The sequence below is a fragment of the Streptomyces sp. NPDC030165 genome, from assembly GCF_055573595.1.
In genome coordinates, this window is record NZ_JBVIBD010000006.1 from 341,658 (window position 1) to 362,103 (window position 20,446).

The window sequence follows — 20,446 nt, forward strand, 5'->3', positions numbered from 1 at the left end:
CCTGGGTCACAACACGGGCTCGTACGGAGACGTACGCACGCACACGGGCTCGGGCGGGGGCACGCACACGGCCCGCACCCCGGAACACCGTCCGGGCCGCGGGCCGTCACTTCCGTCACGCGGACATCACTTCATGCGCGTGGCCCACTCCCGTACCTTCTTGATCCGCTCATTGAGCTGCCCGGCCGTGGCCTCCGCGCTCGGCGGGCCGCCGCACACCCGGCGCAGCTCGGTGTGGATCACGCCGTGGGGCTTGCCGCTCTGGTGGACGTACGCCCCGACCAGGGTGTTCAGCTGCTTGCGCAGCTCCAGCAGCTCCTTGTGCGTGACGACCGGGCGCCGCTCGGCGGGCAGCTCCAGCAGGTCGGCCTCGGAGTCCGGCTTCTTCTTGCTGTGGGCTATCTGCCGGGCCTGGCGCTTCTGGAGCAGCATCTGCACCTGATCGGGCTCCAGCAGTCCGGGAATGCCGAGGTAGTCCTGCTCCTCATCGCTGCCCGCGTGCGCCTGCATGCCGAACTCGGCGCCGTCGTAGAGGACCCGGTCGAAGACCGCCTCGGACTCCAGCGCCTCGAAGGAGAACTGCTCCTGCTCCCCCGTGTCCTCGTCCTGCTGCTTGTTGGCCTCGTCCATCTCCTTCTCGGACTCGGCGTACGGATCTTCGTCGCCGTCCTTCTTCGGCTTGTCCAGGACGTGGTCGCGCTCGACCTCCATCTCGTTGGCGAAGGTCAGCAGCGAGGGCACGGTGGGCAGGAAGACGGACGCGGTCTCGCCGCGCTTGCGGGACCGTACGAAGCGGCCCACCGCCTGCGCGAAGAACAGCGGGGTGGAGATCGTCGTCGCGTACACGCCGACCGCGAGGCGGGGTACGTCGACGCCCTCGGACACCATCCGGACCGCGACCATCCACCGGTCGTCGGAGTGCGCGAAGTCGTCGATGCGCTGCGAGGCGCCGCTGTCGTCGGACAGCACGAGGGTCGCGCCCTCGCCGGTGATCTCGCGGATCAGCTTGGCGTACGCGCGCGCCTGCTCCTGGTCGGAGGCGATCACCAGCGCGCCGGCGTCCGGTATCGCCTTGCGGACCTCGGTCAGCCGCTGGTCGGCGGCCTTGAGGACCTTGGGCATCCAGTCGCCGCGCGGATCGAGCGCGGTACGCCAGGCCTGGGAGACGGCGTCCTTGGTCATCGGTTCGCCGAGCCGCGCGGCGATCTCGTCACCGGCCTTGGTGCGCCAGCGCATGCTGCCGCTGTACGACAGGAAGATCACCGGCCGGACGACGCCGTCGCCGAGCGCGTTGCCGTAGCCGTACGTGTAGTCGGCGGCGCTGCGCCGGATGCCGTCGTTGCCCTCCTCGTACGTCACGAAGGGGATCGGGTTGGTGTCGGAGCGGAACGGCGTACCGGTCAGCGCGAGCCGCCGGGTGGCCGGCTCGAACGCCTCCAGGCACGCCTCGCCCCACGACTTGGAGTCGCCGGCGTGGTGGATCTCGTCGAGGATGACCAGCGTCTTGCGCTGCTCGATGCGGTTGCGGTGCAGCATCGGACGTACGCCGACACCCGCGTACGTGATCGCGATGCCGTGGTACTCCTTGCCGAGCGGACCCGCGCTGTACTCCGGGTCCAGCTTGATGCCTATCCGGGCGGCGGCCTCCGCCCACTGCTTCTTCAGGTGCTCGGTGGGGGCGACCACGGTCACCTGCTGCACGACGTGGTGGTGCAGCATCCAGGAGGCGAGGGTGAGCGCGAAGGTGGTCTTGCCCGCGCCGGGGGTCGCGACCGCGAGGAAGTCGCGCGGCTGCGTCTGGATGTACTTGTCCATCGCGGACTGCTGCCAGGCGCGCAGCTTGTTCGCGGTACCCCAGGGGGCCCGTCCGGGGAAGGCCGGGGACAGGTGGTGGTTGTTGGTGGCGCTGGCGGTGGTAGTCACGGTCTCCGTCGGGCTGGCTCGGCGATCGGCAACCGCGTCAGCCTAACGCTCCGCGGGAGCGGACGGCGTTCGCGGGCCGGGCACCGGTGCCGTCTTCCCGCCACCGGACGGGACCGGCGCGAGGCCCCCGTCGGCGGGCTTGAGCCGCGTGGCCACCCACGATCCGGTGAGGGCGACCGCCGCCATGGCGACGAAGACCGCGGCGAAGGCGGCGGGCTGCCCGGATGCGGCGTTGGTCACGTCCGGCGTGCCGCCCGCGTCGACCGCGGCGCCGCCGAAGGCACTGAACAGCAGACCGCTGAGCCCGACGAAGGTGATGTTGCCCAGGGCGTCGGAGACCTGGAGCGAGGCCGAATTGCTGCCCGCGTCCTCCGGCCGGGACAGCTTCAGCAGCAGCACACTGCCACTCGAAATGTTCAGCCCGATGCCGAACCCGGCCACCACCCACGCCACCGCCACGGTCCACACCGGCACGCCGTCGATCAGCACCAGCGGCACGGCCAGGATCGCCGCCGTCATCAGCAGCAGCCCGATCCCCATGATCCGCTCCCGGTACGGCTCCAGGCGCGGCCGGCTCTGGGTGTACGAGCCCAGGGCCCACGTCAGGCCGCCGCCGGTCAGCGAGAGCCCGGCCAGCGTGGTGGACAGACCGCGCTCGGTGACGAGCATCAGCGGGATGAAACTCTCGGCGGCGAGCAGCGAACCGGCTGCCAGACCGCGAATCAGCACGACGGACGGCAGACCGCGGGCGGCCCGGAACGTCCCCCTGGGCAGCAGCCGGACGACAGCCGGCGCCAGCAGCGCGAGCCCGGCGGCCGCGGGCAGCACGGCGCCCCAGTCGCGCCGCTGGGCCGCGTACTGAAGAAGCCCGGCACCCGCGGCCACCGCCAGGGCGAGCAGGATGCGGCGCCGGTCCATCCGCCCGTCCCCCCTCCGGGGCGGCAGCTTGCGCAGCGCGGGCAGCATGACGGTCAGCGGCAGCAGGACGAGGACGGGTATGGACAGAAACACCCAGCGCCAGCCCAGCTGCTCGGTGACCGTCCCGGCGACGAGCGGCCCGACGATCACCGGCAGCACCCAGGCCGCCGAGAAAGCCGCCAGCACGGCAGGCCGCAACGCCTCCGGGTAAGCGCGCCCCACCACCACGTACAACGCCACGATGACCAGCCCGCCCCCAATCCCCTGCACCCCGCGCCCCACCACGAACAGCCACATCTCCTGCGCCGAGCCCGCCACCACCAGCCCCGCACCGAAGGTGGCGATACCGGTGAACAGCGGCGCCAGCAGCCCGCCCCGGTCGCACCACTCCCCCGACAACGCCATCGCGAACAAGCTCGCCGTGAAGTACGCGGAGAAGGCGAACGCGTACAGCTCGATGCCGTCCAGGGCGTGGCCGACGGCAGGCATGGCGGTGTTCACCGCACTCGCCTCGAAGGCGATGAGCGAGACGACGGAGATGATGCCGAGGGTGAGCGCCCGGTACGTACGGCCGAGGACGCCTTCGGCGGGCGGCGCGTCCACGGAGCTTGCGGAGGGGGGCACTTCGGCGGCGTCACGCGGGTCCACGGCAGTCATGAAGGTCAGCGTAAGAGGCGTCGGCGCGGTGCGCCCCTGTCGCAAGGTGGGAATCTCGTCGTCCGTCGGGACTAGGACGCCGGGCTGCGGCCGCCCCCGCCCCCGTCCCCACCCGTACGGCAAGCTGTTCCCATGCCGTACTTCACCAGCTACGACAACGCCGACCTGCACTACCGCGTGCTCGGCCCGGACGGTTCCGGGCTGCCGCCCCTGGTGTGCCTGGCGGGCGGCCCGGCACGGGACGCCGCGTACCTGGGCGATCTGGGCAACCTGGCGGAGCGGCGACAGTTGATCATCCCGGACAGCCGGGGCACCGGCGCCTCCCCGCCCGCCGCCGACCCGTCCCGATACGCGTTCCCGCACCTGGCCGAGGACCTGGAGGCACTGCGCGCGCACCTGGGCCTGGAGCGGTTCGCGCTGCTCGCGCACGACGCCGGGGCGGCGACCGCGCAGGCGTACGCGGCCGCGTACCCGGACCGCCTCACCCGGCTCGTCCTGGTCTGCCCCGGCTCGCGCGTCCAGGGAGAACTCCCCGACGACGCCCCGGAGATCTTCGCCTCGCGCTCGCACGAGACATGGTGGCCCGAGGCGTCGGCGGCGGTACAGCGCTTGGCAGGGACGTCCGACACGACGGAGGTACGCGACCTGCTGCCGCTTGCGGCCCCGCTCGCGTACGGGCGCTGGGAGGCACCCCAGCAGGCCCACGCAGCGGCGGAGGGCGAGCAGTTGAACCCGGTGCCGCGAGCCGGCTTCTGGCAGGGCGTGGACGAACCGGCCCGCCGGACCCTGCTGACGGGCCTGCGCGAGGTGACGTGCCCGGTGCTGGTCCTGACCGGCGGCCACGACGCGGTGACGGGCGTACGGGCGGGCGAACTGGCCGCCGGGTCCTTCCCTGAGGGACGCACACACCACCTGCCCGAGGCGGGCCACTACCCCTGGATCGACGAACCCGAGCAGTTCCGCCGAGCGGTGGAGGAGTTCCTGCACGCGCCCTGAGCGACGGCGGCACACCCCTGGGGCCCCGGCCAACCGGACGCGTGAACACCGCATTGCAACCTCATGGCAGCCCGCCCGAAACCCTTGCCCCTCCCCCGGCCCCCCGGCCTAACCTCGGTGCATCGCCTCATCACGGCCGTGTGCCCGAGCGGTTCAGGGACCGGACTGCAAATCCGGTTACGCAGGTTCGAATCCTGTCACGGCCTCGGAAAGCGAGAGGGCGGCCCCGCCCGGACGGGGCCGCCCTCCCGAATGTGCGCGGGCGACTACTGCTGCTGGCCCCCCGGGGGCGCCCAGCACCGACGGTTCGCCGGCTTGCACGTGCAGCGTGGTCCCCTGCACGGCGGACTCACATCGCTGGGAAACGCGGCCATTCCGGCCAGTGCGGGAGCCACCTTCACGCGCGTACGGCGCCTACTGCTGCTGTGCCACCGCCGCCTGCGGCCGGATCGGCAGGCGTCCTATCGGGCGGCCGGTGGCGGCGCGGACGGCGGAGGCCACGGCGGCCGGGGAGGTGACGACCGGGACGGCGCTGGCGGGTTTGGCGCCGAAGGGGGCGACGACGTCGCGTTCCTCGACGAGTTTGACGATGCGGATGTCGGGGGCGTCGAGGGCCGTGGGCAGGGGGTAGCCGGTGAGGTCGGGGTGGCGGATCCGGCCGCGGGTGGTGCGCAGGTTCTCCATCAGGGCGGTGCCGAGGCCCTGGGTGACGCCCGCCTCGATCCGGGCGCGGAGCTGGCGCGGGTTCAGGACGCGGCCGACGTCCTGGGCGACGGTCATCTCGACGACACGGATGGTGCCGAGTTCGATGTCGACGTCCGCGACGCAGCGGATCGCGCAGAAGGCGAGCCCGACGAAGGCGTCGCCCTGGCCGCTCTCGTCGAGAGGCTCGGTGGGGTGCGGGCGGCACTGGGCGGTGGCCCAGAGTTCCTTGCCGTCGAGGGCTTCGGCGACGGTGGTGCTGAGGACGCCGTCGTACGAGGTGATCTTGCCGTCGTTGATCTGGAGGAGTTCGGTGGACATGCCGAACTTGTGGGCGAGGGGCTGGAGGAGCTGCGTACGGACCATCTTGGCGGCGCGTTCGACCGCGCCGCCGGACACCCAGGTGTGGCGGCTGTGGCAGGCGCGCCCGGCGGACGGCTGGTCGGTGTCGACGCCCGCCACGTGCACCTCTTCGATGCCCAGGGTCTCCTGGACGATCTGCCGCGCGAGGGTCGAGAAGCCGGAGCCGGTCTCCACGGCGGCGCACAGCACGGTGGCGACCGAGCCGCTGACCTTGACCGTGGCGGTGGACACCTCGTCGGTGCCCTCCGCGCCGAGCATGTGGACCATGCCGAGCGCGTACCCGACGCCGCGGCGCACCGCGGACGGCTCGCCCGCGCCCTCCAGGCCGCCGGGCAGCAGCCAGTCCTCCTGCGGGGCGTCCTTGGGGAGTTCGGGCAGCGGCTCGTCCTTGACGGCGCGCAGCAGTTCGGCGACCGGCGCCGGGCAGGTGACGGTCTGGCCGGTGGGCAGCAGGTCGCCGGTGGCCATGACGTTGCGCAGCCGCAGTTCGGCCGGGTCCATGCCGAGCTTGGCGGCCAGCTTGTCCATCTGGCCCTCGTACGCGGCGCAGACCTGCATCGCGCCCTCGCCGCGCAGGTGCCCGGACGGCGGGTTGTTCGTGCGCACCGCCCAGCCCTCGATGAAGGCGTGCGGCACGACGTACGGGCCGCAGGCGAACGACACGGCGGCCGCCAGCGCTTCGGCGGAGGTGTCCGCGTACGCGCCCGCGTCCATCAGGATCTGCGCCTCGACCTTGACCAGCTTGCCCTCGGCGTCCGCGTGGTGGCGGTAGCGCAGCAGGGTGGGGTGGCGGTGGGCGTGCCCGAGGAAGGACTCCTCGCGGGTGGCGGCCAGTTTGACCGGGCAGCCGGTGCGCAGCGCCAGCAGCCCGAGGGAGAGCTGCATGCCCGGGTCCTCACGGTCCGCGGTGGCGCCGGGCACGCCGGTGACGACGACACGGACCCGTTCCGGCGCCAGCCCGAAGCAGGCGGCGGCCAGGTCGCGGTCGGTGTGCGGGTCGGTGGAGGCGGTGTAGATCTCCACGCCGCCGTCCGGGCGCGGCACCGCGAGCCCGGCCTCGGCACCGATCGGCGCCGGGTCCTGGCGGCCGATGCGGTACAGGCCTTCGACGATGGTCTCGCCCACCACGTCCGGGTCGCCGAAGTGCAGCGGGATGTGCCGGATCAGGTTGCCGTCCGGGTGCAGCGGCTCGGCCTCGAAGGCCAGTTGCGGGTCGGTGACCGGCTCCTGGATCTCGTACTCGACCTCGATGGCGGCCGCGGCCAGCCGGGCCGTGTCGGGGTGGTCGGCGGCGACGGCGGCGATCGGCTCGCCGTGGTACCGGACCACGTCGTGGGCGAAGACCGGGCGGTCGGGCGTGCCCCTGCCGTGCCCGGCGTCGCCCGGCACGTCGGCGTGCGTGACGACGGCCCGTACGCCCGGCATCTCCACGGCCTGCTTGGTGTCGACGGAGAGGATGCGGGCGCTGGGGTACGGGGAGCGCAGGATCGCGGCCCACAGCAGGCCCTCGGCCCACAGGTCGGAGGCGTACGGGAAGACGCCCTCGGTCTTGGCGGGCGCGTCAGCGGACGGGAGGGAGACGCCGAGGCCGTGCGGCGGCGGGTCGGCGGGTCCACCGGGACGGATGCCCGCGGCGGGGGTCGCGGTGACGGCGCCGGCGCCCTCGGATGTGCCGGTCATACGGAGCCTCCGGACTGCGGATCAGCGCCCGGGCCGTGGGGGTGCGGCCCGTGGGGGTGGTGGCCGTGGGAAGCGGGGCCCTGCGGGTCGGCGGGGCCCGCCTGGTGGGGGATGCGGGGGGTGCCGGGCTCCTCGGGGGCGGCGGCAGCGGCCTCTTCGGCGGCCGCCGCGGCCTCGGCCCGGGTCCGTACGACCTCGTTGACCGCGTCGAGCACGCCCCGGTAGCCCGAGCAGCGGCACAGGTTGCCGCACAGGGCCTGGCGGGTCTCCAGCTCGGTGGGGGCGTGGTTGCCCTCCAGCAGGTCGTGGACGGTCATCGCCATGCCGGGGATGCAGAAACCGCACTGTACGGCGCCGGATTCGGCCAGGGCGCACTGCACGTCGGAGGGCGCGCCGTGCTGCGCCAGGCCCTCGACCGTACGGATCTCACTGCCCGCGGTGGTCGCGGCGGGCACCAGGCACGACGCCACGAGCCGCCCGTCGACCTGGACGGAACAGGCCCCGCACTCGCCCTGCGAGCAGCCGTCCTTGGCCCCGGCGAGGCCGAGGCGCTCGCGCAGCACGTACAGCAGCGACTCGCCGATCCAGGCGTCGGTGACGGGACGGTCGGTGCCGTTGACGGTCAGGACGTAGGAGGTGTGGGGGTGTTCGTCGTGGGGGTCGGCGGGGTCGGGGTCGGTGAGTTCGGGGTCGGTGGTGGAGGGGGCGGCGTCGGTTCCGGTTTCGAGGGGGCCGGGGGCGGGGGTTTCCGCCGGGCCCGCGGCCGGTTCGGGTGCCGGTTCCGGTGCTGCGGGCGGCTCTTCGGCCGCGGCGACGGGCTCCGCGGGGGCGCCGTCCGGGACGGTTGCGGGTTCCGCGGGCGTGGCGGGCTCCGCGGGGGCGGCCGCGTGCCCGGGAGCGTCCGTCGCGGCCTCGGGGGCGGCCGCGGGACCGGAAGCGTCCGCCGCGGTCTCGGGGGCGTCCGCTGGGGCGTCGGGGGCGGCTTGGTCACCGGCTCCGGCATCGGCTCCGGTCTCGGGCACCGCGGCCTCGGCGGGCCCGCCATCGGCAGCGGCCTCCGGCCCGGCCGCCTCGGGAGCGGCGGGCCGGACATCGGCAGCCGGAGGCGCGTCCGTGGTGACGTGGCCGCCGGCTTCCGGGGCAGCCCCGGCCTCTTCCGTACGCGCCTCGGCGGCGGACGGCTCGGCCCCGTCCACGGTCCCCTCCACGGCCGGTTCCGCGGTCCCGGCCGTGTCGGCGGCAGCCGGGCCGAGGGCGATCGGCCCGGACGCGGGCTCCGGGGCGGCCTGGACGGCGTCCTTTCCGGCCTCCGGCGTCGGCTCCGGCTCCTGATGCGGCCGCACATCGTCGTGTGGCGCCGCCTCGCCGTGCGCCGGTACCGCGCCCGTCTCGCCGTCCGGCTCCGTACGGGGCTCGTCGAGCGGTTCGGAGCGTGGCGGCCACTGGGCCAGCGCGTCGGCGGGCAGGGACCAGTTGCCCGCGCCGCCGCCCGCGGTGTCGCCGGCCGCGGGCATGCCGAGGCCGGGGTCGTAGCCGGGCGTCACCTGGTCGGCGGGCCGGTGCGCCTGCTGGTCGTACGGCAGGTGGCCGGTGCCGGGGTGCTGGTCGGTGGTGAAGTTCCACTGCCCGGTCGCCGCCGGGTCCGGGCCGTGTCCGTGGCCGTGTCCGTGGTCGAAGGGCCCGTACGCGTTGCCGTACCCGGAGGCAGGGTGCGTACGGTCGTCGCCGAGCAGGTACTCGCCGGACTCCTCCAGCACCTCGTCCGGGGCGGTCGGGATCGCCCACTGGCCGGTGGTGCCGCTGGATCCGTCGCTGCTCGCCGCGGGCCAGAGGCCGTGCGACGCGCCGTCCTGGCCGTCGCCGTAGTGGCCGCCCGGTGCGCCGGTGTGCGCGCCGTCGCCCGGCATGCCGTGCGCGGGCAGGCCGGTGGCCGGGGCGTCCGCGAACGGCATCGTCCACTGCCCGGTGGCCGCCGGGTCGGTCGTCGCCCCCGGGGTGGGCGGCGCGAAGGAGGACGGCGGGGTGTAGCCGTGGCCGGGTGCGGCGAGCGGGTCGGCGGCGTATCCGCCGTGCTCGCCGGTGCCGGGCACGCCGCCGTGGGCGTCCGGCGCGCCGGTGCCGTGCGCGTCCGGGTAGGCCCGGTAGCCGTAACCGCCCGGGTACGGGCCGCTGGTGAAGCCGTCCGGGAGCTGGACGAAGGCGGTGGCCTCCGACTCGTACTCGTTGCCCTGCGGCAGCGGCTCCCACCGCTGGCGGTCCTGCGGCCGCACCACACGCAGTGGCTGGGTGTCCTCGGGGCTGTTGCGCCGGTCGGGACGGTCGGGGCTGTCGGCGTCGCTCACGAGAGCGCCCTCCCAAGTGCTCGGCGGGCCAGGGCCGCCACCGTACGGCGCAGGTGCAGCGCGGCGGGCGGCAGGGTCTGCGGTTCCGTGCCGTCGTGCGGCGGGGGCGGGTCGGGGATGCAGGCGGCGGCCACGTAGTCGCCGAAGGCGGCCAGCGCCTCGGGCACCAGCTTGCGTTCGCCGTCCCAGTCGATGATGGAGGCCACCCACTGCTCGGCCTCCAGAGGCCGCAGCGGCATGGCGGCCACCGCGCCGACCGCGCAGCGCACGCCGCGCCGGGCCGGGTCCAGGACGAGGGCCACCGAGGCGGTGGCGCGTCCGGGGCCGGTGCGGCCGGTGGCCTTGAGGAAGGTCTGCGGGGCGTGCAGCAGCGGTACCCGTACGTAGCCGACGAGTTCGCCGGGGCGCAGCATCTCGCGCCCGGCCAGCAGGTGGCTGACGGGGACCTCGCGGCGGGCGCCGCCGGGGCCGGCGACGACGAGGTCGGCTTCGAGGGCGGCGAGCACCGGCAGGGTGTCGCCGGTGGGCGCGGAGGTGACGATGTTGCCGCCGAGGGTGCCGGCGTTGCGTACCTGCGGGGGGCCGGCGGCGCGGGCGGCGGCGGCCAGGCCCGGGATGAGCGCGGCGAAGTCGGGGCGGCCCATCCGGGCGAGGGTCAGGCCCGCGCCGAGCAGGGCGTGGCCGTCCTGGTACTGCCAGCCGCGGATCTCGCTGATCCGGCCGAGGCCCACCAGTCCCGCGGGCCGCAGCAGCCCGGAGTTGACGGCGGCCATCAGGTCCGTACCGCCCGCGACGGGCACGGCGGCGGGCATGGCGGCGAGCGCCGCCACGGCCTCGTCGAGCGAGGCCGGCAACGTCACCGATTGCGAAGCCTGCGGTGCGTGCGTGGTCAACCCAGCTGCCCCTTCCCCGGTGTCCCGGCTGTTCCGCTCCGCCGTACGGTACGTGCTCACGGTCCGGACGTGGCAACTCTGGCACATCTTTGCAGGCCCGCGGCGCTAGGGCCCGGCTTCTGGGCGCCCCCGTGCGACAGGGGGCGCCCGATGGACGGGACATGGCCGGTGTTCGGGGCGTTCGGGATGTTCCGGACGCGAACCGGAGTGGGGCTCCGCCGCCCGGCCGTGCGGCGTGCGGGCGGGCGCCGGCGGCCTGGGGCCGTGCGGCGTGCGGGCGGGCGCTCCCGAGGACACCTGGTGCGGCTTACCGGACATACATCACCTTGGCTGGTCGAGTGCGCTGCGCGGGAACCACCGTCCCAGCAACCGGCCGCTCCGGCCGCCCGCATCCGCCCCGGCTCACACGTTTGGGGGCGCCCCCTCGATCGGGCGTCCGAGCAACCCGGGGCGCCGTTGCCACGGGAAGGGGCCACCGGGCGGCCGGTAGTCGACGCCGAGGGCGTCCAGGCGGTGGTAATGGGTGTCCATCCGGCGGGTGAAGCCGGTGTGGTCGCGCTCCTCGGGGGGCGGCAGCTGCGACCAGGCCACCTCGGCGAACGCGGCGAGCCGCGGGAAGACCTGGTAGTCGAGGCGCTGCTGGTTCTCCATCACCTCGGTCCAGACGTTGGCCTGGGTACCGAGGACGTGGGCGGCCTGTTCCGGCGTGAGCTGCGGCGGCACCGGCTCGAAGCGGTAGACGTCCTCCAGAGTCCGTACGTAGCCGATCGGCACGGGTTCGTCGGGGCCGCCGTCCTGCCGGTGGTCCAGGTAGACCTGCTGCTCCGGGCACATGACGACGTCGTGGCCCGCGCGGGCGGCGGCGACACCGCCCGCGTAGCCGCGCCAGGAGGACACCGCGGCGCCCGGTGCGAGGCCGCCCTCCAGGATCTCGTCCCACCCGATCAGGCGGCGGCCGCGGTCGGCGAGCCAGCGGTCGAAGTGCCGGATGAACCAGCTCTGCAGCTCATCCTCGCCGGCCAGCCCCAGTTCCTCGATACGGGCCTGGGCGCAAGGGGACGCGCGCCACTGGTCCTTGGGGCACTCGTCGCCGCCGATGTGCACGAAACGGGACGGGAAGAGGGCGAGGACCTCCTCCAGCACCCCTTCGTAGAAGCGGAGGGTGTTGTCAGTGGGGGCCAGTATGTTCGGGTTGATGCCCCACGTGTCCCACGGCTTGAGGGAGTTGGTGTCGATGACGTCGGTGTTGCCCAGTTCCGGGTATGCGGCGATGGCGGCCTGCGAGTGGCCCGGGATGTCGATCTCCGGGACGACGGTGATGTGCCGCGCGGCGGCGTAGGCCACGATCTCGCGGATGTCGTCCTGGGTGTAGTAGCCGCCGTGCGGCCGGTCGTCCCACAGAGGGGAGGCCCGGTGGCCGAGCTTGGTGCGCTCGCGCCAGGCGCCGGCCTCGGTGAGCCGCGGGTGGCGTTCGATCTCGATCCGCCAGCCCTGGTCGTCGGTGAGGTGGAAGTGCAGGACGTTGAGCTTGTGCGCAGCGAGCAGGTCGAGGTAGCGCAGCACGCCGTCCTTGGGCAGGAAGTGGCGGGCGACGTCGAGCATCATGCCGCGCCAGGCGAAGCGGGGCGCGTCCTCGATGCGTACGGCCGGTACGGACCAGCGCCGGCCGGGGCGCAGCGGCGCGCGGCGGTGCGCGTCGGGGCCGAGGAGCTGCCGCAGGGTCTGCGCGCCCCAGAAGGTGCCTGCCGCGCCGCCGCCGAGGAGGGTGACGCCGCCGCTGCCGGCCGACAGCCGGTAGCCCTCGGGGCCGAGCGCGTCGGCGGTCTTTGCGTCGACGCGCAGGCGGACGACGCCGCCGTCGGCGCCGTCCCCGGTCCCGGGTGGGAGCGGCAGGCCGGTCGCGGCGCCGACGGTGCCGCGCAGCCAGGCCGCGGTGGCTTCCGTACCGGGTCCGGCGTCCAGCACGGTCCCCGGGCCCAGGAGGAACGCGCCGTCCCCGGGGCGGATGTCGCGTGGCTGCGGTATCAGGGCGGTGTCCGTACGGGCGGTGTCCGTACGGGCGGTCTCGGTACGGGCGGTCTCGGTACGGGCGGTCTCCGTACCGGCGGCGTCCGCCGTCGCTGCGTCGTCCATGTGCTGACCCTTCCGTTCAGGGGCTAAAGGGGGGGTGGGAGGAGGAACGGGCAGAACCACCGGTCGCGGGCATCTCAGTCCTTCACCGCGCCGCCCAGGCCCGACACCAGCCTGCGCTGGACGAGCACGAAGAACACCAGGACGGGCACCGTCATCACGGTCGAGGCCGCCATGATGCCGCCCCAGTCGTTCTCGTCGGGCTTGAAGAAGACCAGCAGGGCCATCGGGAGGGTGGAGTTCTCGGTGGCGCTGATGATGAAGGACTTGGCGAAGAGGAAGTCGTTCCAGGTGCTGATGAAGGAGAAGACGCTGGTCGCGACGAGGCCGGGGAAGACGAGCGGGAAGAGGATCTGCCACAGGAAGCGGGCGCGGGACGCGCCGTCCAGGCAGGCGGCCTCCTCCAGCGCCTCGGGCACGGCCCGGACGAAGCCGCGCAGCATCCAGATGGCGAAGGGCAGGGAGAAGGCGAGGTGCGGCAGGATCAGTGAGCCGAGGGTGTTCAGGCCGATGCCGGGCACCGTGTCGCCGACGTCCCGCATCAGGAAGAACAGCGGGATGGTCAGCGCCTCGACCGGCACCATCTGCGCGACCAGGAACATGATCAGCAGCGTCGTACGGAACCGGAAGCGGAAGCGGGTGACGGCGGTGGCCGCGAGGAAGGCGATCAGCGCGGAGACGATGACGACGACGCCCGCCACGAACAGGCTGTTGAGGAAGTAGCGCCCGAAGTCCTGCTGTTGGAAGACCCTCCGGAAGGCGTCCAGCGAGGGGTGCAGGGTCCAGGGCAGCGGCTCGGTGGACTGGATCTCGCCCGCCGGTTTGAAGGCGGACAGCACCATCCAGTAGAGGGGGAAGGCGACGAGGGCGGCGAGCAGCAGCGCGCCCGCCTCGGCGGCCAGTCGTCCGGGCCGCCGGATCCGCGGCGTACGGACCGGCGTACGGCTCGGCATACGGACCGTACTCACAGTTCCTCCCCCTGACGGCGCAGCAGGCGCAGGTGGACGAGCGTGACGGCCAGCAGGATCAGCAGCATCACGATGCCGATCGCCGAGCCCAGGCTGTACTGGGACGAGGCGAACGCCTTCTGGTAGGCGTACACGTTCAGTACGAGGTTCTGCCCGGCGATGCCACCGCCGTTGGTCATGACGTAGATCTGAGTGAAGACCTTGAAGTCCCAGATGACGGACTGGATGGTGACGACGACGAGGATCGGCCGCAGCATCGGCGCCATGACCGAGCGCCAGATCCGCCACTGCGACGCGCCGTCCATGGCGGCCGCCTCCAGCACCTCGCCCGGGATGGCGCGGATGCCCGCGTAGACGGTCACCATCACGAACGGGAACGAGCACCACACGACCTCCAGCAGGACCAGCGCGAAGGCGCTGTAGCGCCCGTAGGTCCAGGAGAAGTCGCCGAGGCCCAGCACCCGGTTGACCGGCCCGAAGTCGGGGTCGAAGAGGAAGACCCAGACGGTGGAGCCGGTGATGGCGGGGGTGGCCCAGGCGCCGAGTGCGGCGAGCATCAGGGCCAGCCGCGGCACCGCCCGTATCCGGGTGAGCAGGACGGCGAACGAGCAGCCGACGGCCAGGGTGCACAGGACGCAGGCCGCGGCGAACACCACGGTCGCCAGCAGTACCTGCCAGAACCGGCCGTCGCCGAGCAGTTCGGCGTAGTTCGCCAGCCCCTTGAAGCTGGTCGGCTCGCCGCCGCTGACCTGGGCCTGGGTGTATTCGAGGAAGGAGATCAGGCCGAGCTGGTAGATCGGGTAGACCAGCAGTCCGCCCAGGACGACCAGGGCGGGGGCGAGGTAGAGCCACGGGGTCCAGCGGCTCCCGTGCCGGGACGGCGGCCGCGGGCGGCGGCGGCCGGTGAACGGTGTCCGGCCGCCCCCGGCACGTACGTCCTTGACCGTGAGCGTCACTTCTTGAACGCCTCGTCCATCTTCTCGGCCGCGTCACCGGAGGCCGTGGCGACGTCCTTGCGGCCGCTGACGATCTCCTGGTACATCGTCGGCAGCACCAGCGAGGAGTCGATGGTGCCCCAGGCCGGGGACGCCGGCACGAACTTGGCGCCCGCCTCCAGCGTCCGCACGAAGGGCCGGACGAACGGCTGCTTCTTCGCCGCCTCGGCCCGTACGTCGCCGTACGTCGGCAGGAAGCCCATCGCGTCGAACAGCCGCCGCTGGGTGTCCTTGCCGGCCAGCTGCTTCATCAGGTCCACGGCCAGCGTGCGGTGCGCGCTGCTCTTCAGCACGCCGATGTTGTTGCCACCCGCGAAGGCGGGGGCGATCGATCCCTTCGTGGTGCCGGGCAGCGGTACGACCGCGTACTTGCCCTTGACCTTGCCGTCCTCCATCGCCTGATGGCTGAAGTCGCCGCCGATCGCCATGCCCGCCTTGCCGGCGGCGAAGGCGGCGACGGTGTCGTTGCCGCCCATCTCGGCGCATTTGGCGGCCGGGCAGTTGGCGTCGCCGAAGAGGTCCGCGTACGCCTTGATGCCCGCCTGCGCCTTCGGGCTGTCCACGGCGGCGGTGTACGACTCGCCCTTGCCGGTCGCCAGCTCGCCGCCGTGCGCCCACAGGAAGGGCAGCGCTCCGTACGTGTACGCGCCGCCGACGGCGATCCCGTACAGCTCCGGCCGCTCCTTGCGGATCTTGCGGGCGGCCGTGGCGATCTCGTCCTGGGTGGTGGGCACGGGGATGCCCAGGTCCTCGAAGACGTCGGTGCGGTAGTACAGCGCCCGGACGCCGACGAACAGCGGCGCGCCGTAGACCTTGCCGTCCACGGTCACCGACTCCCTGGCCGTCGGGTCGGTGTCCTTGGCGTCCTGCCAGGCGCCGAACTCCTGGGACACATCGGCCAGGCCGCCGTCCTTCACGTACCCGGCGGTGTCGGTGTTCCCGTACTCGATGACGTCGGGCGCGCTCTTCGGGTCGTTGAAGGCGGCCTTGATGCGCTGGGCACGGGTGTCGACCGGGATGTAGTCCACGTCGACCTTCGTGCCCTTGTGTGCGGCCTCGAAGCCGGCCACCGCCTTGCGGACGACTTCTTCCTTGGGCTTGTTGTTGACCTCCTGGAAGAGCCAGACCCGCAGCGTGCCGGTCTTGCTGTCCTCCTTGGCGCCGCCGCCCGAGGTGGACGGGGCGCAGCCGGCGGCGGTGACGACGGCCAGGGCAAGTGCGGCCGCGCGGGCGGCTGTTCGGGCGGAGAGCTGCATTGGGGACCCCCTGAAAGGAACGTTGCAGCATGCGCAACGAGCGTTTCGCCATGCACAATCCTCAGGAGGCTAAGCGCGCCGACGCTCCCCCACAAGAGCCGATCAGCCACCGGCACGGGCGACACGCCACCACTGGCCCACAATCGCCGCCAATACGCCCCGGTACGTCTATCTATGAATCAGATGTCCCTCCTCGGCTCCCAGAAGCAGCCCCGGACCCCGTCCGCGCGGACCGGTCCCCGGCAGCACCCCCTGGAAGCAGCTCCCAGCCGCACGACACGCAAAGGACCGACCGAACCCATGCGCGCAAGACCCGTACGCACCGCACTGCTGGCCGTCGCCACCCTGGGCCTGCTGCCCTTCGCCGCCACCCCCGCCACCGCGGAGGCCAAGCCGGAGACCGGCGGCCGCCAGCACATCGCCATCCACGAGGGCACCGATCCCTCCGGGCCCATCCTCGCCGCCGCCTACCTGCGCTGCTTCCCGACCGGCGGCAGCCACCCGGACCCGGCGGGCTCCTGCCTCAAGCTGGCCATCGCCAACGGCGACTACACCCGCGTCCCGAAAGACCACCGTCCCTGCCCGAAGATCTACCAGCCGGTCACGGTCATGGCCCACGGCACCTGGCACGGCAAGACGACCGCCTACCAGAAGACCTATCCGAACCAGTGCATCGCCAACGCCGAGAGCGGCGACATCTTCAACCTCACCCCCTGGCGCGACTGACACCCACGACGCACCGACACCAGAGGCCCGGCCCCCACGCGGGGGCCGGGCCTCGGTGCGCCCCGGTACGTGCGCCCCGGCGCACCTCCGGGTGCGGCGCGCAGCACGCGTACGGCCCGCTCCTCGTACGGAACGGGCCGGATAGGCGCGAGACGGGCAGGGAGCCGCGCGACGGCGCGACGGCTCCGGACGGACGGGCTACTTCTTGCCGCCGTCCTTGCCGCCCTTGTCCTTGTCGCCGCCGGCGCCCATGGACTCGTAGATCTCCTTGCACATGGGGCAGACCGGGTACTTCTTCGGGTCACGGCCCGGGACCCACACCTTGCCGCAGAGAGCGACGACGGGAGTTCCGTCGAGCGCGCTCGCCATGATCTTGTCCTTCTGGACATAGTGGGCGTAGCGCTCGTGATCGCCGTCACCGTGCGACGTCTGCGGCGTCGGCTCTACGAGGGTCCCCGTACCTGCCCCGCGCTCGGGCTCAACAGTGCTCATAACCGCCAAGGGTACCGACGCGCGCGGCGTGCCGGGAGCGGCGGCCCGCCCACAGATGAAGGGCCAGCCCGAGGGCCGCGACACCGGCCGCCGCCCACGGCAGCACGTACGCCTCGGCCCCCGCCGCGAGGGCCAGCCCGCCCAGCGCGGAGCCCACCGCGCTGCCCAGGTAGAGCGCCGAATTGTTCAGGGCGAGCGCGACCGTGCCCCGGTCGTCGCGCAGCGCGAGCAGCCGGTGCTGCTGCGGCACCTGCAGCGCCCAGCCCGCCGCACCCCAGAGCACCAGGACCGCGGCCGCGCCCGGCAGCGCGGCGGAGGCCAGCAGCGGCAGCAGCGCCTGGGCCGCGGCCACCGTCACCAGCACCCCGCCGACCAGGCCCGCGACCTTCCCCGTACGGTCCACCAGCGGCCCGGCCACCAGACTCCCCAGCACCCCGCCGATCCCCCAAGCCCACAGGTACGGCGCGACCTCGTCCACCCCGCCCGCGGAAGCCAGCACCGGCGCGAGATACGTATAGAGCCCCAGACTCGCCACGGCAGCCAGGAACGACACACCGACGACCGGCGCCACCTCCCGGTCCGCGACAGCGGCCAGCCGCGCCCGCACCGGTACCGGCGGATCGGCCGGCACGGACGGCAACAGCCCGGCCAGCCCCACCAGGGCAACCGCTCCCAACCCCGTGACCAGCCACATCGTCGCCCGCCACCCCGCCTGCTCGGCCAGCAGCACCCCCACCGGCACCCCGAGCACCGTCCCGGTACTCATGCCACCCATCACCAATGCCAGCGCCCGCCCCCGCCGCTCGGCCGGCACCAGCGCCGAAGCGGCAGCCGTCGACAGCGCCGCGTAGACCCCGGCCCCGGCGCCCGCGACGACCCGGGCGCCCAGCAGCACACCGAGCGCGGGCGCGAGCGCCGTAGCACCATTCCCGATCGTGAACACCGAGAGCGCCACCAGAATGACCAGCCGCGGCCGCACACCCGCCAGCACCCCCGCGACCAGTGGCGCGGCCACCGCGTACGCCAGCGTGAATACCGTCACCATCTGCCCGGCCAGTGACACCGTCGTACCGAGATCCCGCGCGACCACGGGCAACAGCCCCGCCGTCACATACGCGTCCAACCCGAGGCCGAACGCCCCCAACGCCAGCAACCAGACCTTGCGCACCGTCGCCAACTCCCCTGTCCCGCCTGCTCGTGTGCATCGACCGGGGAAACGTAGGCGGGCTCCGGATGGTGGGGGAAATGCCTGGGAGGGGGAATTGATGTCTGGGAGGAATGGATGCGGGGCCCCGGATCCGCATAGTGAGGAATGAGTGCGGGCCCCCGGATTCGCGTAGCGCGCGCGAAAGCCCGCCTCGTCGGCGAAGTCCTGAGGTGCCGGCATGCCGCAGACCTCCCGCGAGCAGAAGAGCCGGTTCGTCGCGAACCGGCCAGGGAAGCGCAGCCGCTCTCCGGGTGTTCGGGGAGGTGCCCGCACGCAGCGCGTGCGGGTGAGTGCGGAACCGTTCCAGCGAAGGGTGGCAAGACGTCGTGAACGAGACGGTGGGGGCGGAGCCGGGCCCGGCGGCCGGACCACGCGGCGCCGACGGGCTCGACGGTGTCGAGCTGCGGCATCTGCGTGCCTTCATGGCCGTGGCCGAGGAGCGCAGTTTCACGTACGCCGCCGACCGCCTCCGGGTCGGGCAGCCCGCACTGACCAGGACCGTCCGGGCCCTGGAGGAGACGCTCGCCACCCGGTTGCTGGACCGCACCACCCGGCGCGTCGAGCTGACCGACGACGGCCGCCGCCTCTACGCCGAACTCGCGCCGCTCCTCCCCCGGCTGGCGGCCGCCCTCCGGGCCCCCGGCGGGCAGCCTGTACTGCGGCTCGGTTTCACTTCGCTGCTGCCCGGCGCCTGTACGGAGCTGAACGCCCGGTTCGAGGCGGCGACCGGGGCCGGAGTACGGCTGGTGCGGCGGGACACGCCGCTGGCGGGGCTGGACACCGGCGAGTCGGACGTCGCCGTGCTGCGCGGGGACGCGCCGCCGGACGCGGATGTCCGTACCCGGGTGCTGCTGCACGAGCCACGGGTCGCCGCCGTCGGCCGGTGCGGCGCGGCCGCACCCCTCGCGCGCCGCCGCGCGCTGGACTGGGCCGAGCTGGCCGACCACCCGCTCGTGGTGAACACCGTCACCGGCAGCACCCGCCCCGGACTGTGGCCCGAGAACCGGCGCCCCCGTCTGGCCTGCACGGCGGACAACTTCGACGAATGGCTGGAGGCCGTGGCCGCCGGGCACGGAGTGGGCGTGGCGCCGCAGGAGGTCGCCACCCGGCACACCCACCCGGGCATCCGCTTCGTACGCCTGAAGAACGCCCCGCCGGTGCCCGTCCGCCTCGCCCTGCCCACCCGCGGCGCCCATCCGCTGGCGGAACGGTTCTTCGGGATGGGTGGGGTGGAGGGGTCGAGTGGGGTGGGTGGGGAGGGCGAGGCGGGAGGGGGCTGAGCGGGAAGGCACGGTGCCGGACGGGACGCGGACGAAGCGCACGGCTCGGTGAGGCGCGGGGCGCGGGCAAGGCGCGGGCCCCGGGGTGCAGGCGGCCGCCGGGCAGGAAGTGGGGCGCCCTACAGGTGAAATCGAACGCTTGCGTTCCCCCAGTGGGAGCTTACCCGGGGGACGTGGGGCGGAACCCCGGCCTCATGCCCCTCAGTTGAGGGACGGGTCGTCCGGGTACGTGGCCACCATGGCCAGTTCGTTGCGCTGGCGGCGCAGCACCGCTCGCCAGAGTTGTTCCGGGTCCGGGGAGGACACGTCGCCCGGTTCGGATTCGACGACGTACCAGGCGCCCTCGACCAGTTCGTCCTCCAGCTGGCCGGGGCCCCAGCCCGCGTAACCGGCGAAGATCCGCAGGCTGCCGAGGACCGTGGAGAGCAGTTCCGGCGGGGCTTCCAGGTCCACCAGCCCTATCGCGCCGTGCACCCGGCGCCAGCCCAGGGGGCCGTCGCCGACCAGCGCGCTCTCCGGTGTCTCGGGGCCGCCCGGCACCACGGCGACGCCCAGGGCCGAGTCCAGCGAGACCGGGCCGCCCTGGAAGACCACGCCCGGCTCGCCGGCCAGCGGCGCCCACGGTTGCAGGATGTCGCCGACGCCCACGGGTGTCGGGCGGTTGAGGACCACGCCGAGGGACCCCTCCTCGTCATGGTCGAGCAGGAGCACCACCGCGCGGTCGAAGTTCGGGTCGGCGAGCGCCGGTGTGGCGACGAGCAGCCGGCCGGTGAGCGAGGACACCTCGGTCATGGGGACATGATCCCGCACTTCGGACCGCGGCGGGGAGTCAACTGCGGTACCCGGGCGAGAGCAGCGCAGGGCGTACGACGGCAGCCCCGGCGCGCAGGCCGGCCAAGGAGGCGGCATAACGGGGCA

At 73.4% G+C, this 20,446-nt stretch carries 15 protein-coding genes and 1 tRNA gene; 4 read left to right on the forward strand and 12 right to left on the reverse strand.

Annotated elements, in window-relative coordinates; all coding sequences use genetic code 11:
* Positions 1-126: 126 nt before the first annotated feature.
* Positions 127-1,923, reverse strand: a complete 1,797-nt coding sequence (locus tag ACZ4Z1_RS14675; RefSeq protein WP_468486938.1) for a DEAD/DEAH box helicase — start codon at positions 1,921-1,923, stop codon at positions 127-129.
* 42 nt (positions 1,924-1,965) lie between these two features.
* On the reverse strand, positions 1,966-3,498 hold the full coding sequence (locus ACZ4Z1_RS14680) for an MFS transporter (RefSeq protein WP_468486939.1): 1,533 nt from the start codon (positions 3,496-3,498) through the stop codon (positions 1,966-1,968).
* Positions 3,499-3,630: 132 nt separating this feature from the next.
* Here ACZ4Z1_RS14680 and ACZ4Z1_RS14685 point away from each other — a divergent pair, with 132 nt between their 5' ends.
* On the forward strand, positions 3,631-4,494 hold the full coding sequence (locus tag ACZ4Z1_RS14685; RefSeq protein ID WP_468486940.1) for an alpha/beta fold hydrolase: 864 nt from the start codon (positions 3,631-3,633) through the stop codon (positions 4,492-4,494).
* Between the two features lie 134 nt (positions 4,495-4,628).
* A tRNA-Cys gene (locus ACZ4Z1_RS14690) sits at positions 4,629-4,700 on the forward strand.
* Positions 4,701-4,908: 208 nt separating this feature from the next.
* Here the strand turns inward: ACZ4Z1_RS14690 and ACZ4Z1_RS14695 are convergent.
* The 7 genes from ACZ4Z1_RS14695 to ACZ4Z1_RS14725 form a co-directional block, all read right to left on the reverse strand.
* Entirely contained in the window at positions 4,909-7,239 is a 2,331-nt protein-coding gene (locus tag ACZ4Z1_RS14695) for a xanthine dehydrogenase family protein molybdopterin-binding subunit (RefSeq protein ID WP_468486941.1), read from the reverse strand.
* A complete protein-coding gene (locus ACZ4Z1_RS14700; protein WP_468486942.1) occupies positions 7,236-9,581 on the reverse strand; it encodes a 2Fe-2S iron-sulfur cluster-binding protein in 2,346 nt (781 codons plus the stop codon). Before ACZ4Z1_RS14700 ends, ACZ4Z1_RS14695 begins: the two co-directional genes overlap by 4 nt.
* Positions 9,578-10,474: an FAD binding domain-containing protein gene (locus ACZ4Z1_RS14705; protein WP_468486943.1), complete on the reverse strand. Its 897-nt coding sequence runs from the start codon at positions 10,472-10,474 to the stop codon at positions 9,578-9,580. The genes ACZ4Z1_RS14700 and ACZ4Z1_RS14705 overlap by 4 nt, the downstream gene beginning before the upstream one ends.
* A 402-nt stretch (positions 10,475-10,876) precedes the next feature.
* The gene (locus tag ACZ4Z1_RS14710) at positions 10,877-12,607 is read right to left on the reverse strand and encodes a beta-N-acetylhexosaminidase (RefSeq protein WP_468486944.1); all 1,731 of its coding nucleotides are present in this window, start codon (positions 12,605-12,607) and stop codon (positions 10,877-10,879) included.
* 74 nt (positions 12,608-12,681) lie between these two features.
* Positions 12,682-13,557 (reverse strand): carbohydrate ABC transporter permease, encoded by an 876-nt coding sequence (locus tag ACZ4Z1_RS14715; RefSeq protein WP_468487026.1) that lies wholly within the window; start codon positions 13,555-13,557, stop codon positions 12,682-12,684.
* A gap of 11 nt (positions 13,558-13,568) precedes the next feature.
* Positions 13,569-14,528: a carbohydrate ABC transporter permease gene (locus tag ACZ4Z1_RS14720; protein ID WP_468486945.1), complete on the reverse strand. Its 960-nt coding sequence runs from the start codon at positions 14,526-14,528 to the stop codon at positions 13,569-13,571.
* Positions 14,525-15,823, reverse strand: coding sequence for an extracellular solute-binding protein (locus tag ACZ4Z1_RS14725; protein WP_468486946.1), 1,299 nt, complete (start codon positions 15,821-15,823; stop codon positions 14,525-14,527). Before ACZ4Z1_RS14725 ends, ACZ4Z1_RS14720 begins: the two co-directional genes overlap by 4 nt.
* A 300-nt stretch (positions 15,824-16,123) precedes the next feature.
* Between ACZ4Z1_RS14725 and ACZ4Z1_RS14730 the strand changes: the two genes are divergently transcribed.
* The gene (locus ACZ4Z1_RS14730) at positions 16,124-16,549 is read left to right on the forward strand and encodes an SSI family serine proteinase inhibitor (RefSeq protein WP_468486947.1); all 426 of its coding nucleotides are present in this window, start codon (positions 16,124-16,126) and stop codon (positions 16,547-16,549) included.
* Between the two features lie 198 nt (positions 16,550-16,747).
* On the opposite strand, the gene ACZ4Z1_RS14735 is transcribed toward ACZ4Z1_RS14730, so the two are convergent.
* Together ACZ4Z1_RS14735 and ACZ4Z1_RS14740 are read right to left on the reverse strand one after the other, a co-directional pair.
* Complete coding sequence (locus tag ACZ4Z1_RS14735) at positions 16,748-17,041, reverse strand: DUF3039 domain-containing protein (RefSeq protein WP_031007434.1); 294 nt, start codon at positions 17,039-17,041, stop codon at positions 16,748-16,750.
* Positions 17,028-18,209, reverse strand: a complete 1,182-nt coding sequence (locus tag ACZ4Z1_RS14740; RefSeq protein WP_468486948.1) for an MFS transporter — start codon at positions 18,207-18,209, stop codon at positions 17,028-17,030. Before ACZ4Z1_RS14740 ends, ACZ4Z1_RS14735 begins: the two co-directional genes overlap by 14 nt.
* Before the next feature lie 365 nt (positions 18,210-18,574).
* Here ACZ4Z1_RS14740 and ACZ4Z1_RS14745 point away from each other — a divergent pair, with 365 nt between their 5' ends.
* Entirely contained in the window at positions 18,575-19,528 is a 954-nt protein-coding gene (locus tag ACZ4Z1_RS14745) for a LysR family transcriptional regulator (protein WP_468486949.1), read from the forward strand.
* 201 nt (positions 19,529-19,729) lie between these two features.
* On the opposite strand, the gene ACZ4Z1_RS14750 is transcribed toward ACZ4Z1_RS14745, so the two are convergent.
* Positions 19,730-20,320, reverse strand: a complete 591-nt coding sequence (locus ACZ4Z1_RS14750; protein ID WP_206507758.1) for a YqgE/AlgH family protein — start codon at positions 20,318-20,320, stop codon at positions 19,730-19,732.
* Positions 20,321-20,446 lie beyond the last annotated feature (126 nt).